Below are 26,431 nucleotides of genomic sequence, written 5' to 3'. Positions count from 1 at the left end.
GCAGGTTACTGTCCGGGTGACGGTGCCGGCCGGCAGCGGAACAGTGCCGGGAGAAGAAACCGACCTGGAGGGAGCGGCAGGTCTCCTGACAAGTGCTGCATTAACACCTGTACAGGGTGTCGATATAAATATAGTCACAATGGCACAGGAATTGGTGGACACTGCATATGCCGGAATAAACGTGTCATTGGAGGTAACAAGCAGCTCTGCAATAGATATTGACGGAAATATTAACTACGGCAGTACAGCCGTAACCGGAGTTGTAATACTCCAGCTTGAGAGGGACGGCAGCAGCAGGAGTGTAGTTGTATCGGTAACTGTGCCGGCCGACGGTGCAACTGAACCTGAGGAAACAGCAGAATTGACAGGGGCGGCAAACCTTCTTTCAAGTACTGTATTGACTCCTGTGCAGGGTACTGACATAAATATTGCTGCATTGGCACAGGCATTGGTGAATGCAGCCTATAATGGCATAACCGTGAGGCTGATGAATACAGGAAATTCAGCAATAGGTGCAAATGGCAGTATTGTATACGGCAGTACGGCTGTAACCGGAATTGTGGTGCTCCAGCTTGAAAAGAACGGCAGCAGCAGGAATGTCACTGTTTATGTTAATGTACCGGCCGACAGGTTTAACGATAATGGCAATACCGGTGGCAATAATGGCGGTAATAATGCCGGAGGCAGCAGCGGTTCGGGAAACAGCAGCAGTAATAACGGAAGCAGCGCCGGCAGTGAAGACAAAGGAAAGAAAAACAATGATACCCTGATTCTTATAAACGGCAATGAGCAGGGTGAAATGGCTGCAGCCTCCATTAAAACAGGTGAAGACAATATTACAAACGTTACATTGGATCCTGAAAGATTCAATCAGCTGCTGCAGAAATTGGAGAACGGGGCTGTTGTGACAATATCGGAAGGCGGTGCTTCAAAGGGTGTCAGCGGTGAGCTGAACGGACAAACAGTAAAAAATATGGAGAATAAACATTCTGTTCTTGAACTCCGTACCATTGAAGCGTCATATAAGCTGCCGGCCGAACTGATAAATATTGATGCAGTTTCTCAGGAAATGGGGAAAAATGTTAAATTAAGTGATATTAAAGTATTGGTATCAATATCAAAGCTTTCTGCTGCAGCTCAAAAGGATATAAACAATGCGGTGAAAAACAGCGGTCTTACATTGATAGCCGATCCGGTAAGCTTTACTGTAAAATGCATTTATGGAGATAAGACAATAGATATAAAGAATTTTAACTCATATGTGGAAAGGACAATAGCTGTTCCTTCGGGATATGATGCGGCAAAAACTACAACAGGAGTTGTAATTGACCCGGATGGCACAATCAGACATGTCCCTACAAAAATTATAAATATTGACGGGAAGTATTATGCCGGTATAAGGAGTCTTACCAACAGCAATTATGCGGTTGTATCGAATTCGGTACAGTTTAAGGATGTGGATGCCCATTGGGCAGGAAATGCTGTGAATGATATGGGTTCAAGACTGATTATAAGCGGAGTCGGAAACAGTATGTTTGCCCCCGGCAAAGAAATTACAAGGTCGGAATTTGTTGCAATTATCATAAGAGCGCTGGGTATTCCGGCAGAAGAGTACAATAATGAATTTACCGATGTCATTGCGTCGGACTGGTACTGCGGTTATATTGAAACAGCTGCTTCACTTGGTATTATCAACGGCTACGGAAATGGGAAATTCGGTCCGAATGACCACATTACCCGTGAACAGGCAATGACTATTATAGCCAAAGCCATGAAGATTACCGGGGCGGTTCTGTCAATCAGTCCTGAAGAGGCCGGTGTACAGCTGCAGAAATATAGTGATGCAGTGAAGGTTTCGGCCTATGCAAGGGAAAGTGTTGCTGCCTGCCTGGACATTGGAATTGTATCCGGAAGGGACAGCGGTATTTTGGCTCCTGAAGATTATGTCACAAGGGCTGAGGTTGCTGTGATGGTTCAGAAATTATTGCAGAAGTCCAATTTGATATAAGGTAAAATCCTATAAAACGGAAATAGTAATTTAAAAGTTATCATGTTGAGCTTATGGGGTGTTCAGAAGAAAATATCCCATAAGCTCTTTTTAATTTAACTTGTTGTGCTGATTGAAATTGCAATGATAAAATACTGTTATACATAAATATTTTAAACATGGCATATCCATGAAGGATGCAAAATATGCCGTCAAGCATGCGGCATATTTTATTGCACCGGTATGGTCCTGCCTTATTGACGCATTTGGTTACGGGACTGCTGCACCAATGCAGGTTTTAATCGGTGCATTAAAATTATTGTATGAAATAATCAAAAAGTACTTTTCTGATTTTTTACTGCAAGAGGTAAAGGCATAACCTGTGATTAGTTTCTATAATTCGGCTATAACCAGCTTAACCTTATGTTTACTGAAACCGGCAGCCAGGTTTTTATTCAAGCCTGAGTCGGTGATAATATAATTTAATTTGGATACAGGAGTTACACCTATTGTGACGTCCTCACCAAACTTACTGCTGTCGGCAACTAAAAATATTTCTTTTGATCTTTCGATAATCATTTTTCTTGTAACCACTTCCTGCATGTTATAATCGGAAACACCGTTGTCAGCGGTAATACCGCCGGCGCAAATAAAGCTTTTTTGAATGCTCAGGACAGAAAAATCAAACAGATAGTCATAGGAAACAACAGAGCGTTCGCTCTTCCTTATCATTCCGCCGATAATAATAATATCAAAATCGGTGTTCATTAACTCAGTGACGACAGGTATTGAATTTGTAATGACGGTAAGGTTTTTTTTGTTTGTCAGGAATTTGGAAATGTAGTAAGGCGTGGTACCGCTGTCAATAAAGATGCAATCTCCGTCATTTATGAATTCACAGCACTTTTTGCCGATGCATTCTTTTTGCCGCAGATTGGTAACCATGCGCTTTTCCATAGATGGCTCGGCAAAGGGGTTGTTTTTAATTTTTGCACCCCCGTACACCTTTTCGATTTTTCCCTGACTTTCCAGAATTGACAAGTCCCTCCGAACCGTTTCAATAGAGACATCGAATTCTGCAATGAACTCAGGAATGGTGACAATATCTTTTGAAGAAAGCAACTCTAGCAATTTATTCTGTCTTTCGCTGGGCAGCATGAATTTAATCCTTTCATAACTCAATACTTGAGTGATTTATAACGCATTGGCTGCAGAAAAAATTTATTTCCTTTGCGCGTTTCAAGGAGGCGGGAGAAATGCTGGCCCCCTAAAAACCGAAGCAGAACCCGACCTTGTGGAGGTGTGGGACATATATCGCTTCGTTATATAAAGAATTTATCATAATAAATGATAATATTCAAGAGAATACTTTGTCTGTTTTGACTAACTTGTTTGAAATATATTAAAGAGTTAATAAACAGTTAGTAATGATATGGTAAGATAAATTAACAAGTTTTTAACTTTACTTTGAATATTTATTTACACTCAGGGTTGTATAATGATCTCATAAATTACCGGTAACTACTATTACTAAACAATACGGAGGTCATGAAATGAAAAGAAGAATTTTGACATACATAGTGTCTGTACTGTTATTGACAGGCTCTATAGGAACTCTGAACGGGTGTGGTCAGCAGCAGACACAGGCGGATGCAGCAAAGGGAGATATCACAGTTTATACGGCACTGGAAGATGAGCAGGTTACTGAGTATCTGGCGGCATTCAATAAAAAATACCCTGATATCAAGGTTAATACCGTAAGAGAATCCACCGGTACCATCACCGCAAAGCTGCTTGCTGAAAAAGAGAACCCTCAGGCCGACCTTGTGTGGGGAACAGCCGCATCCTCAATGATGGTGCTCGACAATCAAGGGATGCTGGAACCATATGCTCCCACAGGTGTTGAAAGAATACTTCCCAAATTTAAATCAGACAAGAAAGTTCCTACATGGGTTGGAAATGATGTATGGGAAACAGCGATAGTCGTTAACACAGTTGAAGCAAAAAAATTAGGACTGCCGGAAATAAAATCATATCAGGACTTATTGAAGCCGGAATTTAAGGGACATATTGTGATGTCAAATCCAAATTCCTCGGGAACAGGGTTTTTAACTGTTTCAGCCGCACTTCAGCTTAACGGAAAAGATTCCGAAAAAGGTTGGGAATATCTTGATAAACTCCATGAAAATATATCCCAGTATGTTCATTCAGGTTCAAAACCTGCAAAAATGGCTGCAGCCGGTGAGACTGCCGTTGGAATAAGCTTCGGATATGCCGGGATCAGTCAGAAATCGAAAGGTGCTCCCGTTGAAGTGATATTCCCCACAGAGGGATCAGGCTGGGATTTGGAAGCCAATGCATTAATGAAAAAAGATGATATCAAACCTGCAGCAAAGACCTTCCTGAATTGGGCAATATCAGACGATGCAATGAACCTTTACAAAGCTAATTATCCGATTATAGCGACTGGAGAGGGCGGAAAATATGAAGGCTTTGCCTTTAACCCCGTTGATCAGCTGATTGACAATGATTTTTCCTGGGCATCCGAAAACAGGGATAACATACTTAAGAAATGGATGGAGAAATATGATTCAAAATCAGCTCCAAAAGAATAATTCGTATAGTAGACCAATGCGGCCGGGTACGCTGCTGCATTGGTTTTATGTAAGAGGGGATGCATATGAGCTATTTAAAAGTTGAAAACATATATAAGCAGTTTGCCGGAAAAGTAGCACTTGAGGATGTAAATGCAGAGTTTGAAAAAGGTGAGCTTGTTTGCATATTGGGGCCTTCAGGCTGCGGGAAAACAACGCTCCTGCGGATTATCGCCGGACTGGAAACGGCAGATGGGGGTAAGGTTATTATTGATGGAAGAGATTGCACTATGCTGCCTCCCTCCAAACGGAATTTCGGTATTGTATTTCAATCTTATGCACTGTTTCCGAACATGACAGTTGAACAAAATATCCTTTTTGGATTGTCCGAGCAGAAGAAATTAAACAGGAAGCAGCTAAGATCAAGGGCATTAGAGGTTTTGGAACTTGTGGATTTAACTGAACATAAAAATAAATATCCTTTCCAGCTTTCCGGAGGACAACAGCAGAGGACTGCTTTAGCCCGGGCTATTGCGCTGTCTCCCGGATATCTCCTGCTTGATGAGCCGTTATCGGCATTGGATGCAAAAGTACGTTCAAAGCTGAGACTTGAAATTCGAAGGATTCAGAGGGAGCTTGGGATTACAACAGTTATGGTGACCCATGATCAGGAAGAGGCTTTAACAATGGCAGACCGTATCATAGTTATGAATAACGCCGTGATAGAGCAGGTTGGAGCCCCAAGGGCGATATATGAAAGACCTGAAAATAAATTTGTGGCAGATTTTATAGGGACTATGAATTTCTATCATAACAGTACTGGTGATTTTGGTATCCGGCCTGAAAATATCATTTTGACAAAAAATAAGCCGTCTGAGAACTATTTGACCGGGAAGATTACATTTCTAGAGTTTAAAGGCGCTATGATCAGGGTTTACAGCAAACTCCATGACAATTGTGAGATTTGTGCGGACCTTCCGGCCGAAACGGCTGCGGCAATGGAATTGACGGAGAATGATACGGTTTATCTAAGAATTGCCGACAGGCATTTGATTCAATATGCCGAGGCGTTAGAGGCAGTCTGATGATGCTGAACAATAAACAGAAATTGCAGATAAAAAACCCTTCTCAATCTATTTTAATGCTGGTTCTGACCTTTACCTTTTTTACAGGAATGGTATTACCGCTATTCACCTTGTTCATAAAGGCTTTTCAAAACAGTGACGGCGGTTTTGCAGGTTTTGGCAACTATTTGAAATATTTTTCACAGCCCGCCTTATCCTATTCTGTAATCAACACAATCAATGTATCATTTATAACATCCGTTATCAGCACAGTGCTGGGCTTTGCCTATGCTTATGCACTAAGGAGGACAAACATCAAATTAAAAAAGATTTTCAGATATGCGGCACTGTTTCCTATTTTTGTTCCGACGGTTGTTCATGGTATCGGGTTGATTGTACTTTTCGGCAAGCAGGGCATACTTACACAGTTGGGATTTTTTATTGAGATATACGGTAAAACAGGAATCATTTTATCTGAAATCATTTATACGTTTCCACAGTCATTTCTGATGTTTTATGTAGCGTTACACTATGCTGACGGACGGCTTTATGAGGTCGCTGATTCAATGGGGTGCAATGCTCTGGTTAAATTCTTAAGAATAACACTGCCGGAAGTAAAATATACGCTGATAAATTCGTTATTTGTATGTTTTACATTATCCTTTACCGACTTTGGAGCTCCAAAGGTTATCGGCGGCAGCTTTAATGTTCTGGCTACCGACCTGTATAAACAGGTTGCAGGACAATTCAATTTTAATATGGGAGCAGTGGTAAGTACTCTTCTTCTGATTCCGGCACTTCTTACTTTTGCAGCAGACCGGGCTCTCAATTCGGGAAACTTCAGTGAAATCAGTTCAAAGGCAATTAAACTGAAAATCAAAGATAATAAATTAAGAGATGCCATGTTTTTCACTGTATGCTTCCTGATCTTTTCCTTTTTCTTGCTTATTATAGGCGCGCTGACTCTGGATGCATTGATGAAATACTATCCCTATGAAAGAAGCTTCACCTTTGGACATTTCAAATTCAGCCAATCAACCGGAGGTATTCAAAGCTTTGTGAATTCAATCGTAATGAGCCTGTTGACGGCAGTTTTTGGAACCATTTTCATATTTGTATATTCCTATCTGATTGAAAAGGGAAAAGAGATGAGGACTCTTAAAAAAATTGGAAGACTGCTTTCGGTGGTTCCTATAGCTCTTCCAGGTATGGTAATCGGGTTGTCCTTCATATTTTTCTTTAATTCAAGGGAGAATCCTCTGAACTTTATATATGGCACGGTAGTGATCCTGGTTTTGGCCAATATCGTTCATTTTTATTCGGTGCCATATGTTACCGCAGCCGGAGCCCTGAGAAAGCTGGATAAGGAATTTGAAAGCATTGCTGAAAGTATGCGGATACCAGGCTGGAAAGTATTCCTGAAGGTCAGTGTACCTATGTCATTCCCTGCAATTTTGGAAATATTCATGTTTTATTTTGTTAATTCAATGGTGACGGTTTCGGCAGTAGTCTTTTTATATCCTGCTGACTTTAAGATAGCTTCGGTGGCAATCACACATATGGAGGAAGCCGGAGACATAGCACAGGCAGCCGCCATGAGTCTTCTGATTTTGCTTGTAAATCTGATTATCCGGGGCAGCTATGAGATATATATGTTTTTTAACCGTAAACACCAAAAGAAAATGGAGGAGGTAATGCTGGATGATTAATAACAATATACCGGATAATCCGTATCTTCTCATGACACCGGGGCCGTTATCCACTTCAAAAGGTGTTCGGAACGCAATGCTCCAGGACTGGTGTACGTGGGATGATGATTATAATGTCGGAATAGTGCAGAACATTCGGCAACGATTGGTCAGGACAGCAACAGAGGATGTCGAAACATACTCTTCTGTGTTAATGCAGGGGAGCGGCTCCTTTGGAGTTGAAGCCTGCCTGGGTACTGCAGTTCCTGCGGGCGGAAAGCTATTGATCGTTTCAAACGGAGCTTATGGACGGCGCATGGTTCAAATAGCCGAACGATTAAAGATACATTACGTCAATCTTGATTGCGAGGAAACGCAAGCACCAAGTCTGCATGAGATCAATCAACTGCTGGAAAAGGACGGAGATATCACACATGTGGCGGTTGTTCATTGTGAGACTACTACAGGGATACTGAATCCTTTGCAGGAAATTGCCCAACTGGTCAGACAGTATGACAAAGTTCTGATAGTTGATGCTATGAGTTCTTTCGGAGGAATTCCCATGGATGTTTCAAGTATGGGAATGGATTTTATGATCAGCTCATCCAATAAGTGTATTCAAGGAGTTCCAGGATTTTCTTTTGTAATTGCAAAAAAGGAGCAGCTTCTGAAAAGCAAAGGTAATGCCAGATCCCTGGTGCTTGATCTGGCAGACCAGTGGGAACAGATGGAACCGTCGGGGAAATGGCGCTATACTTCGCCGACCCATGTCGTACGCGCATTCTATCAGGCGTTGAATGAACTGGAGGAAGAAGGAGGCGTGGGAGCCCGCTATCAGCGTTATAAGCAGAATCACCGGATCTTAATTGAAGGGATGGCTTCGTTAGGATTTAAGACTTTGCTTTCAGAAGAACTGCAGTCCCCTATTATTACTTCGTTTTTATTTCCGGATAGAAATTTTAACTTCGGAATATTTTATCAAAAGGTTAAACAGAGAGGATTTGTTTTATATCCCGGTAAGATATCAAAAGCGGATACCTTCCGTATTGGAAATATAGGCGAAATTTATCCGGAAGATATCAGGCGCTTGATTGGTACACTTTCTGATTGCCTTTAATTAACGCTTGAGAAAAATTATTAAATGTAAGGAGAAAAATGATGAATAAAATTGAGGGTATTATTTTAGATTGGGCCGGAACCACGGTTGACTTTGGATGCTTTGCTCCGGTTAATGCTTTCCTTGAAACCTTCAGGAAAGCTGGAATTGAAGTGACCGTGGAAGAAGCGAGAACGCCTATGGGCATGTTGAAAAAGGATCATATCGGAGCTATGCTCCGAATGCCCAGAATCGGTCAACTATGGAAAGAAAAGTACAACAGGGCTTTTGACGAAGAAGATATCAATGAGCTGTACAGAAATTTTGAACCTTTAATGTTAGCTTCTATCAAGGAATTCACAGATCCATTACCTCATGTACCGGATATAGCAGCAGTATTGAGGAGTATGGGGCTTAAAATCGGTTCGACCACCGGATATACCGACATAATGATGGATATTGTGGTTTCTTCCGCAAAAGAAAAGGGCTATGTACCGGATTTTATTATTACACCGGATTCGACAGACTCCTTTGGAAGACCTTTTCCCTATATGATTTTCAGAAATATTGAAGCGCTCAGGATAACAGCACCATGGAAAACAGTAAAAGTAGGGGATACGGCAGCAGATATACAGGAGGGCATCAACGGCGGGGTATGGTCTGTGGGGGTAATCGTGGGCAGCTCTGAAATGGGTCTGAAGCTGGAGGAGTATGAAGCATTGCCGGAGACAGACAGGCAAAATGCCATCAGCAGGGCAAGAGATGCTTTTATGCGGGCAGGTGCGGATTTTACCATAGAAAGTATCAAGGAATTGCCTGAGCTGATTAATAAAATCAATGGGCTCCTTGAGGAGAACAAACGGCCAAATACATACAAAATGGTTATTGATGAAAAGGAGAAAAACAATGATTGGAAAATTTAAAAAACTTTTATCTCTGTTTTTAGTCGGTATTATAGTTCTTTCTGCTTTTCCCATGCAGTCTATGGCTGCATGGAGTGCGCCCGAAACGGGCACCGACTGGAAGCAGCTGAGCCGGGCAGGAATTAAGGCCCGCTTTGCAGTGGGAAGTGACATCCATGTTGGATCCGGGTATGGATCTGATAAAAAACTGAAAAATGCACTCGAGGTATTTGAAACCATTGATCCCGATATGGATGCGGTAATGTTTGCAGGAGATCTTACCGACAATGGATACCCGGCCCAATATGATACAATGATGAATATTGCCAACTCCAGCAGTTTACGAGACAAAATCATATGGTCAATGGGTAATCACGAATATTACGGCTGGTCAAACAAGCAGGATGCCATAAATGAATTTATCAGCAAGACAGGTCAGCAGCCGGATCACGTTTACACTACAGGTGCAGACACAGAAGAGGAACCGGAGGATACTACCTCAATGGGTGCAATTACCGTTCAGGAGCAGGAAGAGGTTACAACACCGGGTTCAATTGACATTCAGGAGTCGGGTTATGTTTCCAACGAAGGTACTATTACAATTATTACTTTGGGCACACACAGCTATGATGGAGGAGACTACAGTGAACAGTATGATTTTCTTAAGCAGGCACTTTCCAATGCCGCAGCAAAAAATCCGTACTCTCCTATTTTTGTAATTGCACATCATGGTATCCCGGATAGCGCCTACACGACCAATGAATGGTATGGAAATTATGGAGCAGGTACCGATAAGGATATGGTAGCTCTGATGGCGCAGTATCCCCAGGTCATTCATATTTCCGGTCACTCCCATGCCACTGCCGACGATCCGACATCAATTGATCAAAGTAAAGGGTTTACTGCCATTCAGGATGCTTCTTTGGGAGCTTACTTTGAAAATGAAAGCGGTAAAATTGTTTCGGACGGAAAATATTCAACTTATCCTGAATTTGCCGATGAAGCCTCTCAAGCCCTTTTGATCGATGTTGACAAGGATAACAGGGTAATTATTAAGCGAATGAATTTGACAACCGGAAAGTATATTTATGAAAATGAACCATGGGTGATCGATATTCCTGAATTGGTAAACAGCAGATCATTTACATACACTGACGACAGGGTGAACAGCAGTAAGGCGCCTGTTTTTTCAGAAGTCGCACAGGTAAAAGTGAATGAAGTGGATTCCCATTCGGTTCTCTTTTCCTTTAACCAGGCGTCGGCTGCTGATGGGCTGGACTCCATAGTTTTAGGGAAAGCAAATGACAATATGGTTCACTCTTACAAAATGAAGGTTACCAATACCCAGACAGGAGAGGCAATTAAGGACACGAGGAATAACAGGGATTATTACCTGAGATTTTCAGACTATTACAGGGCGGCTCAGGCCTCGACACTGTCTGCAACGATTGCAGGTCTGGCTCCGTCAACAGAGTATAAAATTGAAGTATGGGCCTTGACTCCGTACAGCGTGGAGAGCAGTAACAGTATAAGCGCTACTTTTACGACAACCGCTGAAACAAATACACCAAAAGTCAATGCTGAATTAATAACCGACAGACCTGAGATAAACGGCAGCCTGAATGAAGCAGTATGGTCACTTGATAATATGATACAAAAAGATATTAACGGAAATGCCACTCATAATGCAGACTTTGACGTGAAATGGGATTATGATAATCTTTATCTGGCTGTGGAGGTTAAAGGAGATAAAGAGCTGGCCGCAGGAACGGAATGGAACAAGGGAGATATTGTCTGGGTATATATTGATTCGACACTCCATTCGGGCACACCTTATACTGATGGGGATTGGCAGATCGGGATAGGTTATAATCCTGATGATAATTCCAAACCCTACATTGTCATGGGCGGAGGGGTGACCGCAGGTACAGAAGTCAAGAAAACTCTGTCTGACAGTATTTCAGCAGCCACAGCTGCGACTGCGGCAGGTTGGAATGCGGAGATTGCTATCCCTTGGGACAAGCTGGGATTTGATGTAAATACTAAACATGAGCTTGGATTTGACCTTTCAGTGGATAACTATCAGAAAAATAAGGATTTAGAGGCACTAACCTGGTGTAATGCCAATTGGAATGATACTTCAGGATTTGGGAAACTTATTCTTTCCAATAGAAACATCTTGGATGTGGATTTTTCCGACGGTTCGGCAAAGGATAATTCTCCTGCAGCTCATACTGCTGTCGTGCATGGTAATCCCATAATATCGGACAATACCGACCTGGGCAAAAAGATGGCCAGCTTTGACGGTGACGATGATGCCTATGCATATAAACTGACAGCCAGTGACTATGAGAATATGAAAAACGGTTTTACAATGGAATGTATGATGAAGCTGAATGAGTATGTGAACGGTGACCCGTTTATGAATTGTGACGGCGCCGGTCTGGGCTTTGAACTGAACGGTGATGGCAATACTTTGGAGTTTTGGGCACATATTGACGGCAGTTATGTTGTTCCTTCGGCAGATATATCGGGAATAAAAAGCAATTGGGTGCATGCTGCAGCCACTTATGACGGGTCTGCACTGAAGCTTTATATTAACGGTGAATTGAAAGCGACAGAAACTGTAACCGGTTCATTAGATATTCCAAAAGATTCGGCAAAATGGGTGATGATTGGTTCCGATACAGGCAGTGACGGAAGTGTCCAGCTTCCGATAGCCTGTGATATCAGTAACGCACGGCTTTTTGGGGGAGCTCTTGGCGCGGATGATATAGCTGCTTTATATGCTAAAGATAATCCGGTAAAGTTCACGTTGTCAGATAATAATGCTTTGACCGGTATTGTTGGTCAAACAGTAAAAATTCCGGCTGCATCAGCGAGGAATGTAAACGGAAGCTGTGAAGTCAGTATTGCGGTAACAGGACCTAACGGAGAAAACATAGCCGTCAGTAATAATTCTTTTATTCCCGCAATTGCAGGCACATACACCATAACCTATACTGCACAGGGGCAGAAGATTGAGAAAACAGTTACCGTTTCGCAAAATTCCGACAATTCAGGTGGAAACAGTGGCAATAACGGAAACAGTGGCAATAACGGAAACAATGGCAACAGCGGCAACAGCGGAAATAACGTAAGTCAAGGCGGAGGCTATCAAAGCAGCGGAAGCAGCAGTTCTTCCAATACCCCAAAGACATATCAAGCTGTAGTTTCAGAAGCAGGAACGGACAAAAACACACTGACAGTCAATGTTGATAATAACTCCGGCAGTGCGTCGGTTGATCTGTCTACCCGGCAGGGTAATATTTTTACAGGGGGAAAAACTTCTGTTATCAAGGTACCGGCGATACCGGGAGTAAATGATTATTCCGTCAAAATTCCAATATCCTATTTAACCGGCAATGAACAAAAAGGCTCTGTTACATTTGCTACAGAATCAGGCAGTGTGACCATAAGGGACAACATGCTGACCGGTATTTCCGGGATCAGCGGGAAGCTGGCTGAAATCACTATTGGCAAAGGTGACAAATCAAAACTGGCGGGTGGGATAAAGACAATGGTAGGCAGCAGACCACTTGTACAGCTCACAATGACAGTGGATGGAAATCGAGTAGAGTGGAACAATCCGGATGCACCGGTTACCGTATCGATACCATATACACCGGCCTCGGCAGAACTGGAGAACCCTGAAAGCGTCATCATCTGGTATATTGACGGAAACGGCAGAGCGGTCTCCGTACCATCCGGACATTTTGACTCTGCTGCCGGCACGGTAACCTTTACCACATCTCATTTCAGTGACTATGCTGTGGGCTTTAACAAAGTGAATTTTAATGATGTGGCAGCAAACGCATGGTATAACAAGGCTGTGAACTTTGTTTCGGCAAGGGGTATTACAACAGGTACCGGACATAGCAACTACAGTCCTTATGCAAAGCTGACCAGGGGTGAATTTATTGTAATGCTTATGAGAGCTTATGATATAACACCGGATGCAAGTGCGGGTGAAAATTTCTCAGATGCAGGCGATACTTATTATACAGAGTATTTGGCTAAAGCAAAGAAATCCGGTATATCTGATGGAACCGGTAATAACCTTTTTGAGCCGGATAAAGAAATTACACGTCAGGAAATGGTTACACTTATGTACAATGCCCTGAAAGTGATACATAAATTACCTGCAAGTACAGAGGGGAAACAACTATCTGACTTCAGTGACAGCGATGAAATTGCCTCCTGGGCAAAGGAAGCCATGAGTCTGTTTGTCGGTACAGGTACCATTGGCGGCAGCGGCGGCAAGCTTCTAGCGACAAATACCACAACCAGAGCGGAAATGGCACAGGTTTTGTATAAGCTGCTGTCAAAATAGAAATTGGAAAATGAAGTCGTACAATAACTCATAAAGGAACAGGTCATGAAATGTAATAGAATATTTTCATGACCTGTTTTTTCTTGCCGGGCTGCTGATTTTGCCGTGAAGCTGGGAAACGAGTCCTGTAATAATTTATTGACAAAGTATATATTTTCCTATATAATTGAACATGTTCAATATATGTTCAAAAAAGGATAAGAGGTTGTAAAATGAGCTTAAAGAAGGACGATACCAAGAAAAGAATATTGGAAGTTACAATGGAATTGCTGGAATCAACCGAAAATCCCGATGATGTGACCGTTCGAAAAATTGCTGAAGCCGCCGGAATAGGGACAGGGTTGATAAACTATCACTTTAATTCAAGAGACAATCTTGTAAAAGAAGCCGTAACCGGCAAAATGGAATCCCTGGCTGAAATAATTGAAAAACTGGACGGAGATTCAAGCGATCCCAAAAAGTATCTTGAAGAGACGCTTATAGCCATGTCCGATACCGCCATGAAGAACCATAAGCTGAACAAACTCTCGGTGGAGTATGATTTACTGAAAGGTGATTTCAGAATATATCTGTATCTGATCCCGGTTTTGAAAAAGATCTACAATGAAAGTAAATCAGAAACTGACTTGCGTCTTATTGCGTTCCAGCTGATAGTTACAATGCAGAATATATATTTAAGGCAGGATGCGTTTCACATGCTGACCGGTATTAATATCGAATTGAAAAGTGAACGGGACAGCCTTATTAAATCCATAGTACAAAATCTGATAAAATAAATGGGGGATTGACATGGGAATTGTTACAATCATTATTGCTGTTGCAGCGCTGCTTACGCTGCTATCTACACTTATCTGCGGGTTGTGGATAAGAGCAAAGGGACTCAGGGATCCAGGTTCGTTGAATTTTCATATGAAAATTGGTGTAACAGCTGTTATATCAACTGTTCTGGCAATAATTCTGCTCTTGATCCAGTGAGTGAGATATCTAAATTAACTCGTTGTGCCGGTTAGTTGACTCTCAGTTTTGCAGTTAAAAGAACTATCCTGATTATACCGGTACGCGAGGACAACTTCATGAAATAAGATGCACAGTTAAAAACAATTGCCGTAAATTATCGCCGAAGGTAAAGTGGTGAAGTTAGTATGGGAGTACCGGTATAATCAGCAGTAATCTTTTAACCTTTTCTATGAAATTGGAATTTTAATATATATGCCTGTACCACGGCCGTGTTTGCTGCGGATACTTAGCCCGAATTCTTCACCATAGGTAAGCTTCAGACGCTTGTTTGTATTGGTTAAGCCGATATGCCCTGAATATTCACCGTTCTCTTTGAGCGTTTTTCTTATTTTATCCAGTGTACCGCTGTCAATTCCGAGGCCGTTATCAAATACACTTATTTTTAAATGTGAATCGTCCTCCGTGATTTTTATCTTTATGACGCTTGCACCATCCTTCCCCTTTATTCCGTGATAAATACTGTTTTCAATCAACGGCTGCAGCAGAAGTTTTATGATTTTATTCTGAGTTATTTTGTCATCGTACTGCCATATAACCCTGAACTTATTTTTATACCTGATTTTCTGAATCTCAATGTAACTTATGGTATTACTGATTTCCTCGGACAGTGTAATTGTTTTGTCGGGGTTACCGAGAGAAAAATGGAGTATGTTTGCAAGGTAGTCAATCATTTTACTGACTTCATTCTGTTCCCCTGTAAGACTTATTGCCTTCCAGAATATGGTATTCAGTGTATTGAACATGAAATGAGGATTTATCTGAGACTGAAGTGCAAGCATTTCAATTGTTTTCAGCTTGTATTTCTTTTCGGAAAGCTGAACTTTGAGATAACTCTGTTCAATAAAGGTCTTGATTATATTTTGAAGAATATACCCGTATTCATCTTTGACTCTTGAGGGGAGCGGCGGCAGCTCGGCTCCGTTTTCAGCCGATTCTATTGTAGAAATTATGGCCTTCAGGTTGTTATAATTTTTCCTTGTGAAATAGTATGACAGAATAAACCCTAAAACAAGGGAAGCCAGCAGAAAAAGGACTGTAATCAGGAACAATTTGTTAGGGACTTTATAAATTGTCTGTCTTGGCACTATGGAAATATACTTGAGGGAATATCTGTCGGAATTGATTTGCGAAACCACAAAAAGTCTGTTTTTAAACTTCAACTCGGAAAAATTACCGGTCTGACTTCTGAGTTTTTCCAGAATGCCCATATCCGATTTGTTTGAACCGGCGCTGCTGGATATGATGTTGTTGTCATCATCCAGGGTAAACGCCATCTGGTCATTGTAAGTCATCAGTCCGCTCAGCATATTGTCAATGTAATCGCCCTTTATGTTCATAACAATAACACCATCTGCAATATTAGAACCGGAAGTATAGGTTTTTTTATAGACTGTGACCAGATTGACAGGTCTGTTTATGAAGTTATACAGGTTGATATGCCTTATTTCAACCCATGTATTTATGTTGTTATTGTCCCTGTTTTTCATATAACTGTCATACCAGGTGCTGTCTTCAGTAGTTGACAGATTGGAAATTCCCGAACCCGAAGCAAGAAAATTACCCTGCTTATTGTCAATATATACGTAGATGGATTGGATATATGGTTTCGAGTTGATGGGAGCATCAACAATATTTTTAAAAATATTCAGCACATCCAGGCTGCTGTAATCCATCAAACCGTTATCCAAAATATATTTCAGTCTTATGCTTATGTATGCGTTCATATTGAAGTTCAAACTGAGCGAATCTATTTCGTTGTAAATAAGCTCCATACTTTCTTTTGCCTGCCGCAGCATTTTTTTATTATTCGTGTTTATATCATCGGTTATAAAGCCGCGTGTAAGAGTAATGGAAAGACTGCCCAGCATAATTACCGGTATCAATAAGGGAAGTATAAAAAGCATCAGGTTTTTTACAAAAAATTTTCTTCTCATTTGTTTCATACATCCTATCGTAAGACTACTGGCTGCCGGATTTTTTATTTCTGTATTCACGGGGGCTCATTCCGTAATAATTTTTGAAGGTACGGGTGAAATTGAATGAGTTGCTGTAGCCAACCATGTCACTTATCTCATAGGTTTTATACCGTATGTCGTCCAGCAGCTCGGCCGCTTTCTTCATCCTGACTTCTATCAGGTAATCGGAAAAATTCTGCCCGGTTTTTTGCTTGAAAAATTTACTGATATAATCAGGATTCATATGTACCTGGTTTGTAAGGTCTTCAAGGGTGACTTCCCGAAAATTTGACTCGACATAGTTTTTTATAACGGATATTATCTTTTCATTGAAATTCATTTCCGTTTCGGATTTATTCGCTTTTTTTTCATTTGTTTTTTTATGGGATCTTTCTTCATCCAATTCGGCTTTTACTTTTGAAAATACTCTAATCAGTTCATTATAATTGGTGGATTTTAAAATATAGTTTTTGGCACCGTATTCAAGCGCTTTCTGTGCAAATTCGAAATCCTTGTATCCGCTTAAAAATACTATTCTATACTTGCATTTTGACGAATAAAGTTCTCTCGCGAGATCAAGACCTGTCATAACAGGCATTGCCACATCGCAGAGTATTACATCAACGGAATTACTATAAATAAAATCAAGTGCAGCTTTACCGTTTTCAGCCTGGCCCACCACATCAAAACCTATTTCGTTCCAGGGAAAAAACTTGCACAATCCGTTCCTAATTTCAAATTCATCGTCTACAACCAGGAGTCTGTACATAGCCCCTCCATAAAAGTTTATTTATAAAGGATTACATGAGAAATAAATGTTGAACTCGGATAATTATATTATATCTTTAATTAATAAAAATGGAAGTATATAAAGAAAATTATGTAGAATTATGTCGTTTATTGATTTGTAAAATCAATTAATGATATATTTTTATTATCTTTTAAAAAACAATTCAATTAATGATATCTAATATCAATCCAGATATCTTAAAAATGTAACGGGCTGCTGATATAATTCAAAAATAAAATATTAAGGAGGAAGTAATATGAAAAAACCTGTTAGACTTCTCAGCATGGCTTGTATATTGGTATTGCTGGGCACATCATTTTCAGCATGCGGCAGCAGCTCAAATGCTCCGGCGGATCAATCGACCGGACAGGCAGCAGCTTCATCGCAGGCAGCTGCATCTGAACCTGCAAAAAACATTACCATGAGATTTGCATGGTGGGGATCAGATGCGCGTCACCAGGCCACTCTTGCGGCCATAGACGCATACAAGCAAAAGAATCCCAATGTGACAATCGAGGGAGAATACCAGGGCTATGACGGCTACCAGCAGAAACTGATGACACAGATTGCAGGGGGTTCAGCGCCGGATTTAATTCAGTTCGACTATATATGGAATCAGGATCTGGCAGTTCAGGGGGACAATTTTGTTGACTTTAACACTAAAACAGATGTTGATTTGACAGCATTTCCCGAAAAGGTACTGAAGGAATACTGCACGGTAAATGGGAAACTTATAGGGCTTCCAATGGGTACAAACGGCTTTGGACTTGACATCAACAAGAAATTTTTTGAGAAATACGGGTTGTCGGTAGATACTGAATGGACCTGGGATAAATTTATCGAGGAAGGCAGAAAAATTCACGCAAAAGATAAAGAGGCATATTTGTTCAGCACTGATCCAAGTGCTTTGCCTATAGTGGTGTTTGACCCTTATATCCGTTCAAAGACAGGTGCTTACTGGCTGAATGACGATTATAAGGTAACCGCTACAAAAGAAGAGATGATCGAAGCCTTCACTACAATTAAAGAATTATTTGAAAGCGGTACTGCACAGCCTTTAGGTGAGTCAGCGCTCTATAACACCAAGCTGGAACAGATGCCGAAATTTATAAATGGACAGATCGGTTCGTCTCTCGAATGGTCAGGTACTGTCGGAAAGTATAAGGATGTTTTAAAGCCGGAAAACTTTACCGTTGCCAAGCCGGTAACTGTTAAGGACGGAAAGGACCAATCCATTGCGTTCAAGCCTTCAATGCTGCTGGGTGTGTACAGTAAATCCCAGGACGTGGATGAGGCTGTGAAATTTGCCAACTGGTTCCTGAATGACCAGGATGCTTCAATGATACTTACAGACTCAAGATCCATACCGACATCGGAAACCGCAAAGAAAGTTCTGGTGGACGCCAATAAAGTGGATATGGATATAGCCAAAGTGGTTGACTTTACATTAAAAAATCCTGCAGCAGCACCACCTGTGGCTTTAAGCAATGCTGAAGTGTTCGAAATCGAAAAGGATGTATGCCAGAAAGTCGCTTACTCCAAAATAACACCCGAACAGGCAGCTGATGAGCTCACAAACCGCGTTCAGGCAAAACTGGATGAACTTAAGGCAAAGGCAAAATAAGCAGTTGAGGCAAGCTGATATTTATAGGGTGGTGGCATATGTGTTATCACCCTATAGATGTGTAAAAATTTACTAAGATTGGTGATTTAAATGAAAATAAAAGCAGCAACGACATCCAAGAAAAAGCGGTACATCGGACTTCTCTATATATCCCCATGGATTATAGGTTTCCTGGTATTTCAGTTATATCCGTTTGTATCTTCTTTTGTGTATTCATTTACAGACTATTCAATAACTAATACACCCAGTTTTTTAGGTTTTAAAAACTATATTTCAATGTTTAAAAACGATGATTTATTCTATCAATCTCTGGGAATTACAATTAAATATGTATTTATGTCGGTACCGATGAAGCTTGCTTTTGCTTTGTTAGTGGCCATGCTTTTGAATATAAAATTGAAGTTTGTAAATGTATTCAGAACAGTTTACTACCTTCCGTCAATACTGGGAGGCAGTGTTGCAGTTGCAGTACTATGGAAATTTTTGTTTATGAAGGAAGGGGTCGTAAACAAAGTGCTTTCGGTTTTGCATATTCCGTCGGTAGATTGGCTGGGAAACCCAAGTGTGGCACTTTTCACAATAGGCCTTTTGACGGTATGGCAGTTCGGATCGTCAATGGTATTATTCCTGGCAGGCTTGAAGCAGATACCGGCTGAACTGTACGAAGCGGGGACTGTTGACGGGGCATCAAAAATCAGGATGTTCTTCACCATAACTATTCCGCTGTTAACCCCCATAATTTTCTTCAACCTGATCATGCAGATGGTCAATGCTTTTCAGGACTTTACAGGGCCATTCGTCATAACCGGCGGAGGACCTTTGAACTCAACCTATTTATATGCCATGAAATTGTATGATGAGGGTTTCAAATTTTATAAAATGGGATATGCATCTGCATTGTCCTGGATTCTGTTTTTATTGATCCTGGCATTTACCGCCTTGACATTTAAATCATCGCAATCGTGGACCCATTACGAGGACGGAGGTGACTTCTAGCATGAAGAAGGAATACAATATATTCGAAAAAACCATAATGTACGTGCTGTTGAGTGCCTTCGGCATATTTATGATCTATCCTCTTATATGGTTGTTCCTGTCATCCTTCAAACCTAACAATGAAATTTTCGGTTCGGTTGACCTCTTACCAAAGAATGTGGTTTGGGATGCATTTTACAACGGATGGAAAGGAAGCGGACAGTTCAGCTTCGGGGTCTTCTTTGTAAATACGTTTGAGCTTGTCATTCCGGTAGTGGTTTTTACATTGATATCAAGTACACTGGTGGCATACGGGTTTGCGCGCTTCAAGTTTCCTTTGAAGAAAATACTTTTTACCTTGATGATATCGACACTGATGCTGCCCAATGCGGTAATAATAATACCCAGATATATTCTGTTTAAAAATTTTGACTGGCTTAACAGTTATTTGCCGTTTACAATACCTGCTTTATTTGCCTGCTACCCATTTTTCATATTCATGCTGGTGCAGTTTTTCAGAGGTTTGCCCAGAGATTTGGATGAGTCGGCAACCATAGACGGCTGCAATTCCTTTACCATACTGGTCAGGATTTTACTTCCACTTTGTAAGCCGGCTCTGTTTTCAGCAGGAATATTTCAGTTTATCTGGACCTGGAACGACTTCTTCAATTCAATGATATATATCAACAGCGTCAAGAAATATACAGTTGCCCTGGGGCTGAGAATGTCCCTGGACACCACCACTGCTGCAAATTGGAATGAGATTATGGCAATGTCTGTAATTGCAATAATACCATGTGTACTTATATTTTTCTTTGCCCAGAAATACTTTGTCGAAGGTATTGCGACAACAGGTATAAAGGGATAGCAAATATTGTTGGATAAAAAAGTGAGGGGGAGTAATGTGAAAATCAAAAAGTATGTATCATTATTCTTGGTAGTTTCAATGTTGTTTTGTATGACGGCAGTGGGGCAGCCCGTATTTGCGGCGACAAAAACGGCAAATGTCACGGTCAATGCGGATATAACCGGTAATGCGGTTTCCCAGCTGCTTATAGGAGGGTTCTCGGAAGACCTGAATCTACAAATGGACGGAGGCTATTATGCCGAAAAAGTTTTCAACCGGTCCTTTGAGTTGGGCCCGGGGGATAAGGCACCGTATAATACTCCGCTGGCAGGCTGGAATCAGATCATGCGCGGCGGCGCCGAAGGGCAGGTAACTGCCGAGAACAGTGAGCCGCTGAATTCTGTCAATACACATTATGCACATCTGAATATCACCACGGCAGGAGGCGGCTTTGGAATATCCAACGCCGGCTGGTACGGGGTTAATGTGGAAGCGGGAGCTGTCTATAACTATTCAATTTATGCCAGAAGAGGATCAAACTTTAATTCCGGCATATCGGTAAGTTTGGAGAGCGCCGACAGCATAATAAGCTATGGCAGCTCGACTATAAGCTCTCTCACCGAAGATTGGGTCAAATATACAGGGAGCATTACTTCGGATTCGAATGATAAGGATGCCAGATTGGTAGTACTGGCAAATGGGACAGGAGATGTTTATCTGGACTTTATTTCACTGTTCCCGGATAAAACCTATAAAAACCGCCCCAATGGTTTAAGAAAGGACGCAGGAGAAGCTCTTGAGGATATGAGTATGAAGTTCCTGCGTTTTCCGGGAGGGTGTATAATACATCAGCATACATACGATTATAATTGGAAAGATCAGCTCGGGCCGGTGGAAGGGCGTAAAGAGTACTTCAATACAGCCTGGAACGGTATGAATAAGAAGGAGCATATAACAAATGGCTTCGGAATGTTTGAGTGGCTGCAGTTCTGTGAGGATGCAGGCATAATTGCCCAGCCATGCCTTCCGGTAGGTGTAAAATGCGGAGGACCTGCTGTTAATCCTAATGATCCAAAGGTGGCCCAGCTTGTGCAGGACACATTGGACTTCGTGGAATTCTGCAACGGCAGCGCCAGTACTACCTGGGGTGCAAAGCGCGCTGAAATGGGTCATCCCGAGCCGTTTAACCTGGAGTATCTGGGTCTGGGAAATGAAGAAAAAGACAGTCCCGATGCAAGAAAAAACATCAAGAGAATATATGATGCGGTGCATTCGGCATATCCCGAGTTAAAACTTATCGTAACAGGAGGCATAGATGAAAATCTTTATGACTTTAACGATAGTTTGGGCGGGGTATATGCAACCGATATTCACCATTATTATCCGAGAAACGACAGGAGCTGGGAGGATTTCCTGAACAGCTACAACCGCAACCCTTCCTATCCGAAGGTGCAAATCGGAGAATATGGTTCAAATTCAAGAGACCATACGATAGCAGATGCTGTTGATACCATGAAGGATATGGCCAGATTTGAGAAAAACGGCGACATAACCGAGTCCACATGTTTTACATTACTGAGGAGACAGGTGGATTTTGACAATTCCAGTGTATTTAAAACCGTCTATTACTATAAAGATAAAATGTGGGCCGAAAATCTGGCCGACACAAATGTGAATTTCAGGCAGACAGGAGATAAGGAACTTGTTGTCGTTGCAGGAAAAGATAACGAAACAGGTGACTTGATTCTCAAACTTATAAATAACTCTGCCAATGATATCGACTCGTCAATTGTGTTGAACGGAATTACAGATATTTCACCCACCGCGGATGTTATCTATATGAAGCCGGTAACTCCGGGAGACGGAAGCGGCAGGAGCAGCAACTACGTGAGAGAGGATCAGGACGGTCCGGGCCAGAGCACCCCTGCCTATGGCGTTGATTATGGCACAACCACTACAGGTGTAACCGGCAATCTGCTCAATTATACATCTTTGGCCTATTCGGCAGCTATTATCAGAGTTCACGGTAATATTTCACCTGCCCGCAATACCATATATGAAGCAGAGAATTATAACGGCGGAGCCAGCATATCCTCCGGCCGTGCAAAGTCAGCCGTCAAGGAGCTTGTCGGTGCAAGCAATGACTTCTGGAGCAAGGCTGATCTTCAGGGAGTGAATGAATATATTCAATATGATAACGTCAACGTTGCAGCTGCAGGTACCTACAATATTAAGATTGGCATTAAAAGGAGCACCAGCCGTGCCATTACCCAGCTGTCAATCGATGGGACCAATCAGGGTCTGCCCTTTGACCAGTATGCCTCGGGGGATGGATATTATGAGGTTGATCTGGGCACAAAGACTTTGAGCGGAGGCATGCATTCCTTCAGGTTTACGGTGACCGGCAAGAATCCGTCTTCTTCGGGTTACATGTCAGGCATAGATTATATCAGGCTGATGGAAGCCGATAATTTTAATACCATGACTACCGGCAGTGCGCCTCTGGGCTGGAACCTGGACACCAGCGGAGGTACAATAACGGTACAGGAGGTTCCAAGCTCCGGCGATAAGAGTGTATTGATGAGTAAAACCGACACAGCCGGGGGCAGTAAAACGTCCATGTACAAGGAGTTTAATCCCTTGAACGGTACAGTGACAATAGAAGCAAAGGTCAGAAGAGAGAGTGCCACGGATTCGTGGAGTTTGCCTGACATCTACAGCAGTGACGGAACCCTGGCTGCATCTGTCATATTTGACAATGGTTTTATCAAGGCATACGGGGATGGGTCATGGCAAACGGTAAAGGAATTTATGCCGGGTACATGGTATACGCTGAAATTGGTGATAAATACAGATACCGATAAATTTGATCTGTATGTGGATGAGGAGCAGAAGCTCACTCAGTCTGCACTCAGAAATGCCGTTGATGACATAGGCAAAATAGAATTCTATGCGGCAGACGGTAATGCTGGAGATACGTATGTGGACATTGAAAGTGAGCCGGTTTCTGAAAGCAATGCGGCATTAAGCGGGCTGGTAATCAGCCAGGGTACCTTGTCGCCAGTATTTGCGCCGGGTACTATGAATTATAGTGCAGGCAATGTTGTATACAATGTTTCCAGCATGGATATCACACCGACAGTGGCCTCTCAGGATTACCAGAGCCTGACTGTAAACGGTGTACCCACAGCATCGGGAGCCGTATGCAGAGTGAACCTTGCAGAAGGTTTGAACAGCATTCCGGTGGTAGTTACGGCACAGGATGGTACAACTGCCACATATACAATAGAGATTACCAGAGCAATATTCCAAAGCAGTGATGCCAACTTGAGCAGCCTGGTAACAAGTGATGGAATTTTGTTTCCGGCATTCAACCCGAACAATAAGAATTATACAGTCATTGTCGCCAACAGTGTATCAAGTATAGATATTACACCAACGGCGTCATCAACGGCATATCAGAGCCTGACTGTAAACGGTGTGCCTTCAGCATCGGGAACAGCCAGCAGCGTGAATCTTGCTGTTGGAGCAAACAGTATTTCTGTGGTAGTTACAGCACAGGATGGTACAATTTCCACATATAAAATAGACATCTTAAGATTAGTACCTGAAGATTCCCAAAACTTTAACACCATGCCTACCGGAAGCGCGCCTTTGGGATGGACCATTGATACAAGTGTAGGTACGGTATCTGTACAGGAGGTTCCAAGTGCCACAGATAAGAGTGTACTGCTTAATAAAACAGGCAGCTCTACAGGCCCGAGGACATCAATGTACAAGGTGTTCAGCCCTTTAAGCGGTAAAGTTACAATTGAGGCCAAGGTCATGAGGGAAGCAGCCTCAAATCTGTGGTGTTTGCCTTATATCTACAGCAGTGACGGAACTACGTTTGCGGCAACCGTACAATTTGATAATGGGAGCATCAAGGCATACAATGGAGGCTGGCAGACCATACAACCTTTTACTGCCGGTACGTGGTATGATCTGAAATTAGTAATTAATACCGATACCGATAAATTTGATTTTTATATAGACGGTATCCTAAAACTTGCTCAAGGTACACTTAGAAACCCTGTTGATGAGATAGCCAAAATAGAGTTCTATGCGGCAGATATCAATACCGGCAGAACTTATGTGGATATTGAAAACGAGCCGTATTGTGAAATAAGCGATACTGCACTAAGTGGTTTGTCAATAAGCCAGGGGATCTTATCACCGGCATTTGCATCAAATAATAAAAACTATACGGCCATTGTTGCAAACAGTGCAGCAAGTATAGACATTACACCGGAAGTGAGAACTTCAGGATATCAGAGCCTGACTGTAAATGGTGTGCCTGCGGTGTCGGGAGCAGCCAGCAGTGTAAATCTTGAGGTGGGAGAAAACAGTATCCCTGTGGTAGTTACGGCACAGGACGGCTCAACTGCCACATACACAATTGTCATCACAAGAGAGGCAGGTCTGAGCAATAACGCCACATTAAGCAGTCTGATAATAAGTCAGGGTACTTTGACACCGGCATTTACACCGGATAATGAGGACTATACGGCTATGGTGGCAAACAGCGTTACAAGTGTTGATATTACACCGACAGCCGCCTCACCGGCATACCAGGGCCTGACTGTAAACGGTACTGCCTCGGCATCAGGAGCTGTAAGCACTGTGAATCTTGAGGTGGGAGAAAACAATATCCCTGTGATAGTTACGGCACAGGACGGCACAACTGCCACATACACAATTGTCATCACAAGAGAGGCAGATCACAGCCATGATAACTTCAATATCATGCCTACCGGCGCCGCACCTCTGGGTTGGAACGTAGACACAAGTGTAGGTACGGTAACGGTGGAAGAGGTTCCAAGTGCTGCCGACAAGAGTGTAATGCTTAATAAGACCGGTACTGCTACCGGCTCAAAGACCTCATTGTATAAGACCTTCAGCCCCTTAAGCGGTATAGTGGTAGTAGAGGCAAAAGTCAGGAGAGAGGCTACCTCAAATCTGTGGTGTCTGCCATATGTTTACAGCAGTGATGGAGTTACATATGCCGAAACCATACAATTTGATAACGGCAGCATCAAGGCATACAACGGAGGCTGGAAAACAATACAATCATTCACGGCAGGTACGTGGTATGATCTGAAACTGGTAATAAATACTGACACAGATTTATTTGATTTCTATATCGACGGTGTTAAAAAGGTTACCCAGGGTGCACTCAGAACACCTGTTTCAGATATAGGGAAAATAGAATTTTATGCAGCAGATTTCAATACCGGTAAAACATATGTGGATGTTGAAAAAGAGCCATACGTAATAGGAAACGCCACATTGAGCAACCTGGAGATAAATCCCGGAACCCTGTCACCGGCATTTGCATCGGGCAATAAGGACTATACGGCCACCGTTGCAAGCAATGTAACAAGCATCGATATCACACCGACAGCGGCGTTCCCACAATACTCCGGCCTGACTGTAAACGGCGTGCCCGCGGTGTCGGGAGAAGCAAAAACCGTGGCACTT

17 protein-coding genes are annotated in these 26,431 nt (G+C 42.2%); 14 read left to right on the top strand and 3 right to left on the bottom strand.

Annotation, left to right across the window (positions count from 1 at the left end):
• Both CTER_RS17850 and CTER_RS17845 read left to right on the top strand, forming a co-directional pair.
• Window positions 1–2,008: S-layer homology domain-containing protein (locus CTER_RS17850; RefSeq protein ID WP_004627862.1), on the top strand; the 2,008-nt coding region annotated here is incomplete at its 5' end.
• A gap of 169 nt (window positions 2,009–2,177) precedes the next feature.
• On the top strand, window positions 2,178–2,366 hold the full coding sequence (locus CTER_RS17845) for a hypothetical protein (RefSeq protein WP_040761542.1): 189 nt from the start codon (window positions 2,178–2,180) through the stop codon (window positions 2,364–2,366).
• Between the two features lie 14 nt (window positions 2,367–2,380).
• Here CTER_RS17845 and CTER_RS17840 read toward each other — a convergent pair whose 3' ends face one another.
• Entirely contained in the window at window positions 2,381–3,145 is a 765-nt protein-coding gene (locus CTER_RS17840; RefSeq protein ID WP_004627842.1) for a DeoR/GlpR family DNA-binding transcription regulator, read from the bottom strand.
• A 395-nt stretch (window positions 3,146–3,540) separates the two neighbouring features.
• Between CTER_RS17840 and CTER_RS17835 the strand changes: the two genes are divergently transcribed.
• The 8 genes from CTER_RS17835 (at window position 3,541) to CTER_RS17800 (ending at window position 14,678) form a co-directional block, all read left to right on the top strand.
• Complete coding sequence (locus tag CTER_RS17835; protein ID WP_004627839.1) at window positions 3,541–4,602, top strand: putative 2-aminoethylphosphonate ABC transporter substrate-binding protein; 1,062 nt, start codon at window positions 3,541–3,543, stop codon at window positions 4,600–4,602.
• 65 nt (window positions 4,603–4,667) lie between these two features.
• Window positions 4,668–5,666 (top strand): ABC transporter ATP-binding protein, encoded by a 999-nt coding sequence (locus CTER_RS17830; RefSeq protein ID WP_004627856.1) that lies wholly within the window; start codon window positions 4,668–4,670, stop codon window positions 5,664–5,666.
• Window positions 5,666–7,354 (top strand): putative 2-aminoethylphosphonate ABC transporter permease subunit, encoded by a 1,689-nt coding sequence (locus CTER_RS17825; RefSeq protein WP_004627845.1) that lies wholly within the window; start codon window positions 5,666–5,668, stop codon window positions 7,352–7,354. Before CTER_RS17830 ends, CTER_RS17825 begins: the two co-directional genes overlap by 1 nt.
• Entirely contained in the window at window positions 7,347–8,450 is a 1,104-nt protein-coding gene (phnW, locus tag CTER_RS17820; RefSeq protein WP_004627850.1) for a 2-aminoethylphosphonate--pyruvate transaminase, read from the top strand. Before CTER_RS17825 ends, phnW begins: the two co-directional genes overlap by 8 nt.
• A 41-nt stretch (window positions 8,451–8,491) precedes the next feature.
• Complete coding sequence (phnX, locus tag CTER_RS17815; RefSeq protein WP_004627852.1) at window positions 8,492–9,352, top strand: phosphonoacetaldehyde hydrolase; 861 nt, start codon at window positions 8,492–8,494, stop codon at window positions 9,350–9,352.
• Complete coding sequence (locus tag CTER_RS27105; RefSeq protein WP_004627864.1) at window positions 9,336–13,703, top strand: S-layer homology domain-containing protein; 4,368 nt, start codon at window positions 9,336–9,338, stop codon at window positions 13,701–13,703. Before phnX ends, CTER_RS27105 begins: the two co-directional genes overlap by 17 nt.
• Before the next feature lie 212 nt (window positions 13,704–13,915).
• Entirely contained in the window at window positions 13,916–14,479 is a 564-nt protein-coding gene (locus CTER_RS17805; RefSeq protein ID WP_004627858.1) for a TetR/AcrR family transcriptional regulator, read from the top strand.
• 13 nt (window positions 14,480–14,492) lie between these two features.
• On the top strand, window positions 14,493–14,678 hold the full coding sequence (locus tag CTER_RS17800) for a hypothetical protein (protein WP_004627853.1): 186 nt from the start codon (window positions 14,493–14,495) through the stop codon (window positions 14,676–14,678).
• A 209-nt stretch (window positions 14,679–14,887) separates the two neighbouring features.
• Here the strand turns inward: CTER_RS17800 and CTER_RS17795 are convergent, their stop codons facing one another.
• Both CTER_RS17795 and CTER_RS17790 read right to left on the bottom strand, forming a co-directional pair.
• The gene (locus CTER_RS17795; RefSeq protein ID WP_004627836.1) at window positions 14,888–16,654 is read right to left on the bottom strand and encodes a cache domain-containing sensor histidine kinase; all 1,767 of its coding nucleotides are present in this window, start codon (window positions 16,652–16,654) and stop codon (window positions 14,888–14,890) included.
• Window positions 16,655–16,679: 25 nt separating this feature from the next.
• Window positions 16,680–17,444 (bottom strand): response regulator transcription factor, encoded by a 765-nt coding sequence (locus tag CTER_RS17790; RefSeq protein ID WP_004627859.1) that lies wholly within the window; start codon window positions 17,442–17,444, stop codon window positions 16,680–16,682.
• 277 nt (window positions 17,445–17,721) lie between these two features.
• Between CTER_RS17790 and CTER_RS17785 the strand changes: the two genes are divergently transcribed.
• The 4 genes from CTER_RS17785 to CTER_RS17770 form a co-directional block, all read left to right on the top strand.
• Window positions 17,722–19,089 (top strand): ABC transporter substrate-binding protein, encoded by a 1,368-nt coding sequence (locus CTER_RS17785; protein WP_004627867.1) that lies wholly within the window; start codon window positions 17,722–17,724, stop codon window positions 19,087–19,089.
• 90 nt (window positions 19,090–19,179) lie between these two features.
• Window positions 19,180–20,085: a carbohydrate ABC transporter permease gene (locus CTER_RS17780; protein ID WP_004627840.1), complete on the top strand. Its 906-nt coding sequence runs from the start codon at window positions 19,180–19,182 to the stop codon at window positions 20,083–20,085.
• Between the two features lies 1 nt (window position 20,086).
• Window positions 20,087–20,932, top strand: coding sequence for a carbohydrate ABC transporter permease (locus tag CTER_RS17775; RefSeq protein WP_004627846.1), 846 nt, complete (start codon window positions 20,087–20,089; stop codon window positions 20,930–20,932).
• 36 nt (window positions 20,933–20,968) lie between these two features.
• The coding region (locus tag CTER_RS17770; RefSeq protein ID WP_004627848.1) for a cadherin-like beta sandwich domain-containing protein at window positions 20,969–26,431 on the top strand (5,463 nt) is incomplete at its 3' end.

Source organism: Ruminiclostridium cellobioparum subsp. termitidis CT1112, assembly GCF_000350485.1.
Classification (GTDB): domain Bacteria; phylum Bacillota; class Clostridia; order Acetivibrionales; family DSM-1351; genus Ruminiclostridium; species Ruminiclostridium termitidis.
Note: the sequence above shows the minus strand (reverse complement) of the source record. Positions and strands in the feature narration are given on the sequence as shown.

What these genes read in the sequence shown, in the direction of transcription:
- CTER_RS17845 (WP_040761542.1), top strand. Translation starts at nt 2,178, where the DNA reads ATGAAGGATGCAAAATATGCCGTCAAGCATGCGGCATATTTTATTGCA.
- CTER_RS17840 (WP_004627842.1), bottom strand. Translation starts at nt 3,145, where the DNA reads ATGCTGCCCAGCGAAAGACAGAATAAATTGCTAGAGTTGCTTTCTTCA.
- CTER_RS17835 (WP_004627839.1), top strand. Translation starts at nt 3,541, where the DNA reads ATGAAAAGAAGAATTTTGACATACATAGTGTCTGTACTGTTATTGACA.
- CTER_RS17830 (WP_004627856.1), top strand. Translation starts at nt 4,668, where the DNA reads ATGAGCTATTTAAAAGTTGAAAACATATATAAGCAGTTTGCCGGAAAA.
- CTER_RS17825 (WP_004627845.1), top strand. Translation starts at nt 5,666, where the DNA reads ATGATGCTGAACAATAAACAGAAATTGCAGATAAAAAACCCTTCTCAA.
- phnW (WP_004627850.1), top strand. Translation starts at nt 7,347, where the DNA reads ATGATTAATAACAATATACCGGATAATCCGTATCTTCTCATGACACCG.
- phnX (WP_004627852.1), top strand. Translation starts at nt 8,492, where the DNA reads ATGAATAAAATTGAGGGTATTATTTTAGATTGGGCCGGAACCACGGTT.
- CTER_RS27105 (WP_004627864.1), top strand. Translation starts at nt 9,336, where the DNA reads ATGATTGGAAAATTTAAAAAACTTTTATCTCTGTTTTTAGTCGGTATT.
- CTER_RS17805 (WP_004627858.1), top strand. Translation starts at nt 13,916, where the DNA reads ATGAGCTTAAAGAAGGACGATACCAAGAAAAGAATATTGGAAGTTACA.
- CTER_RS17800 (WP_004627853.1), top strand. Translation starts at nt 14,493, where the DNA reads ATGGGAATTGTTACAATCATTATTGCTGTTGCAGCGCTGCTTACGCTG.
- CTER_RS17795 (WP_004627836.1), bottom strand. Translation starts at nt 16,654, where the DNA reads ATGAGAAGAAAATTTTTTGTAAAAAACCTGATGCTTTTTATACTTCCC.
- CTER_RS17790 (WP_004627859.1), bottom strand. Translation starts at nt 17,444, where the DNA reads ATGTACAGACTCCTGGTTGTAGACGATGAATTTGAAATTAGGAACGGA.
- CTER_RS17785 (WP_004627867.1), top strand. Translation starts at nt 17,722, where the DNA reads ATGAAAAAACCTGTTAGACTTCTCAGCATGGCTTGTATATTGGTATTG.
- CTER_RS17780 (WP_004627840.1), top strand. Translation starts at nt 19,180, where the DNA reads ATGAAAATAAAAGCAGCAACGACATCCAAGAAAAAGCGGTACATCGGA.
- CTER_RS17775 (WP_004627846.1), top strand. Translation starts at nt 20,087, where the DNA reads ATGAAGAAGGAATACAATATATTCGAAAAAACCATAATGTACGTGCTG.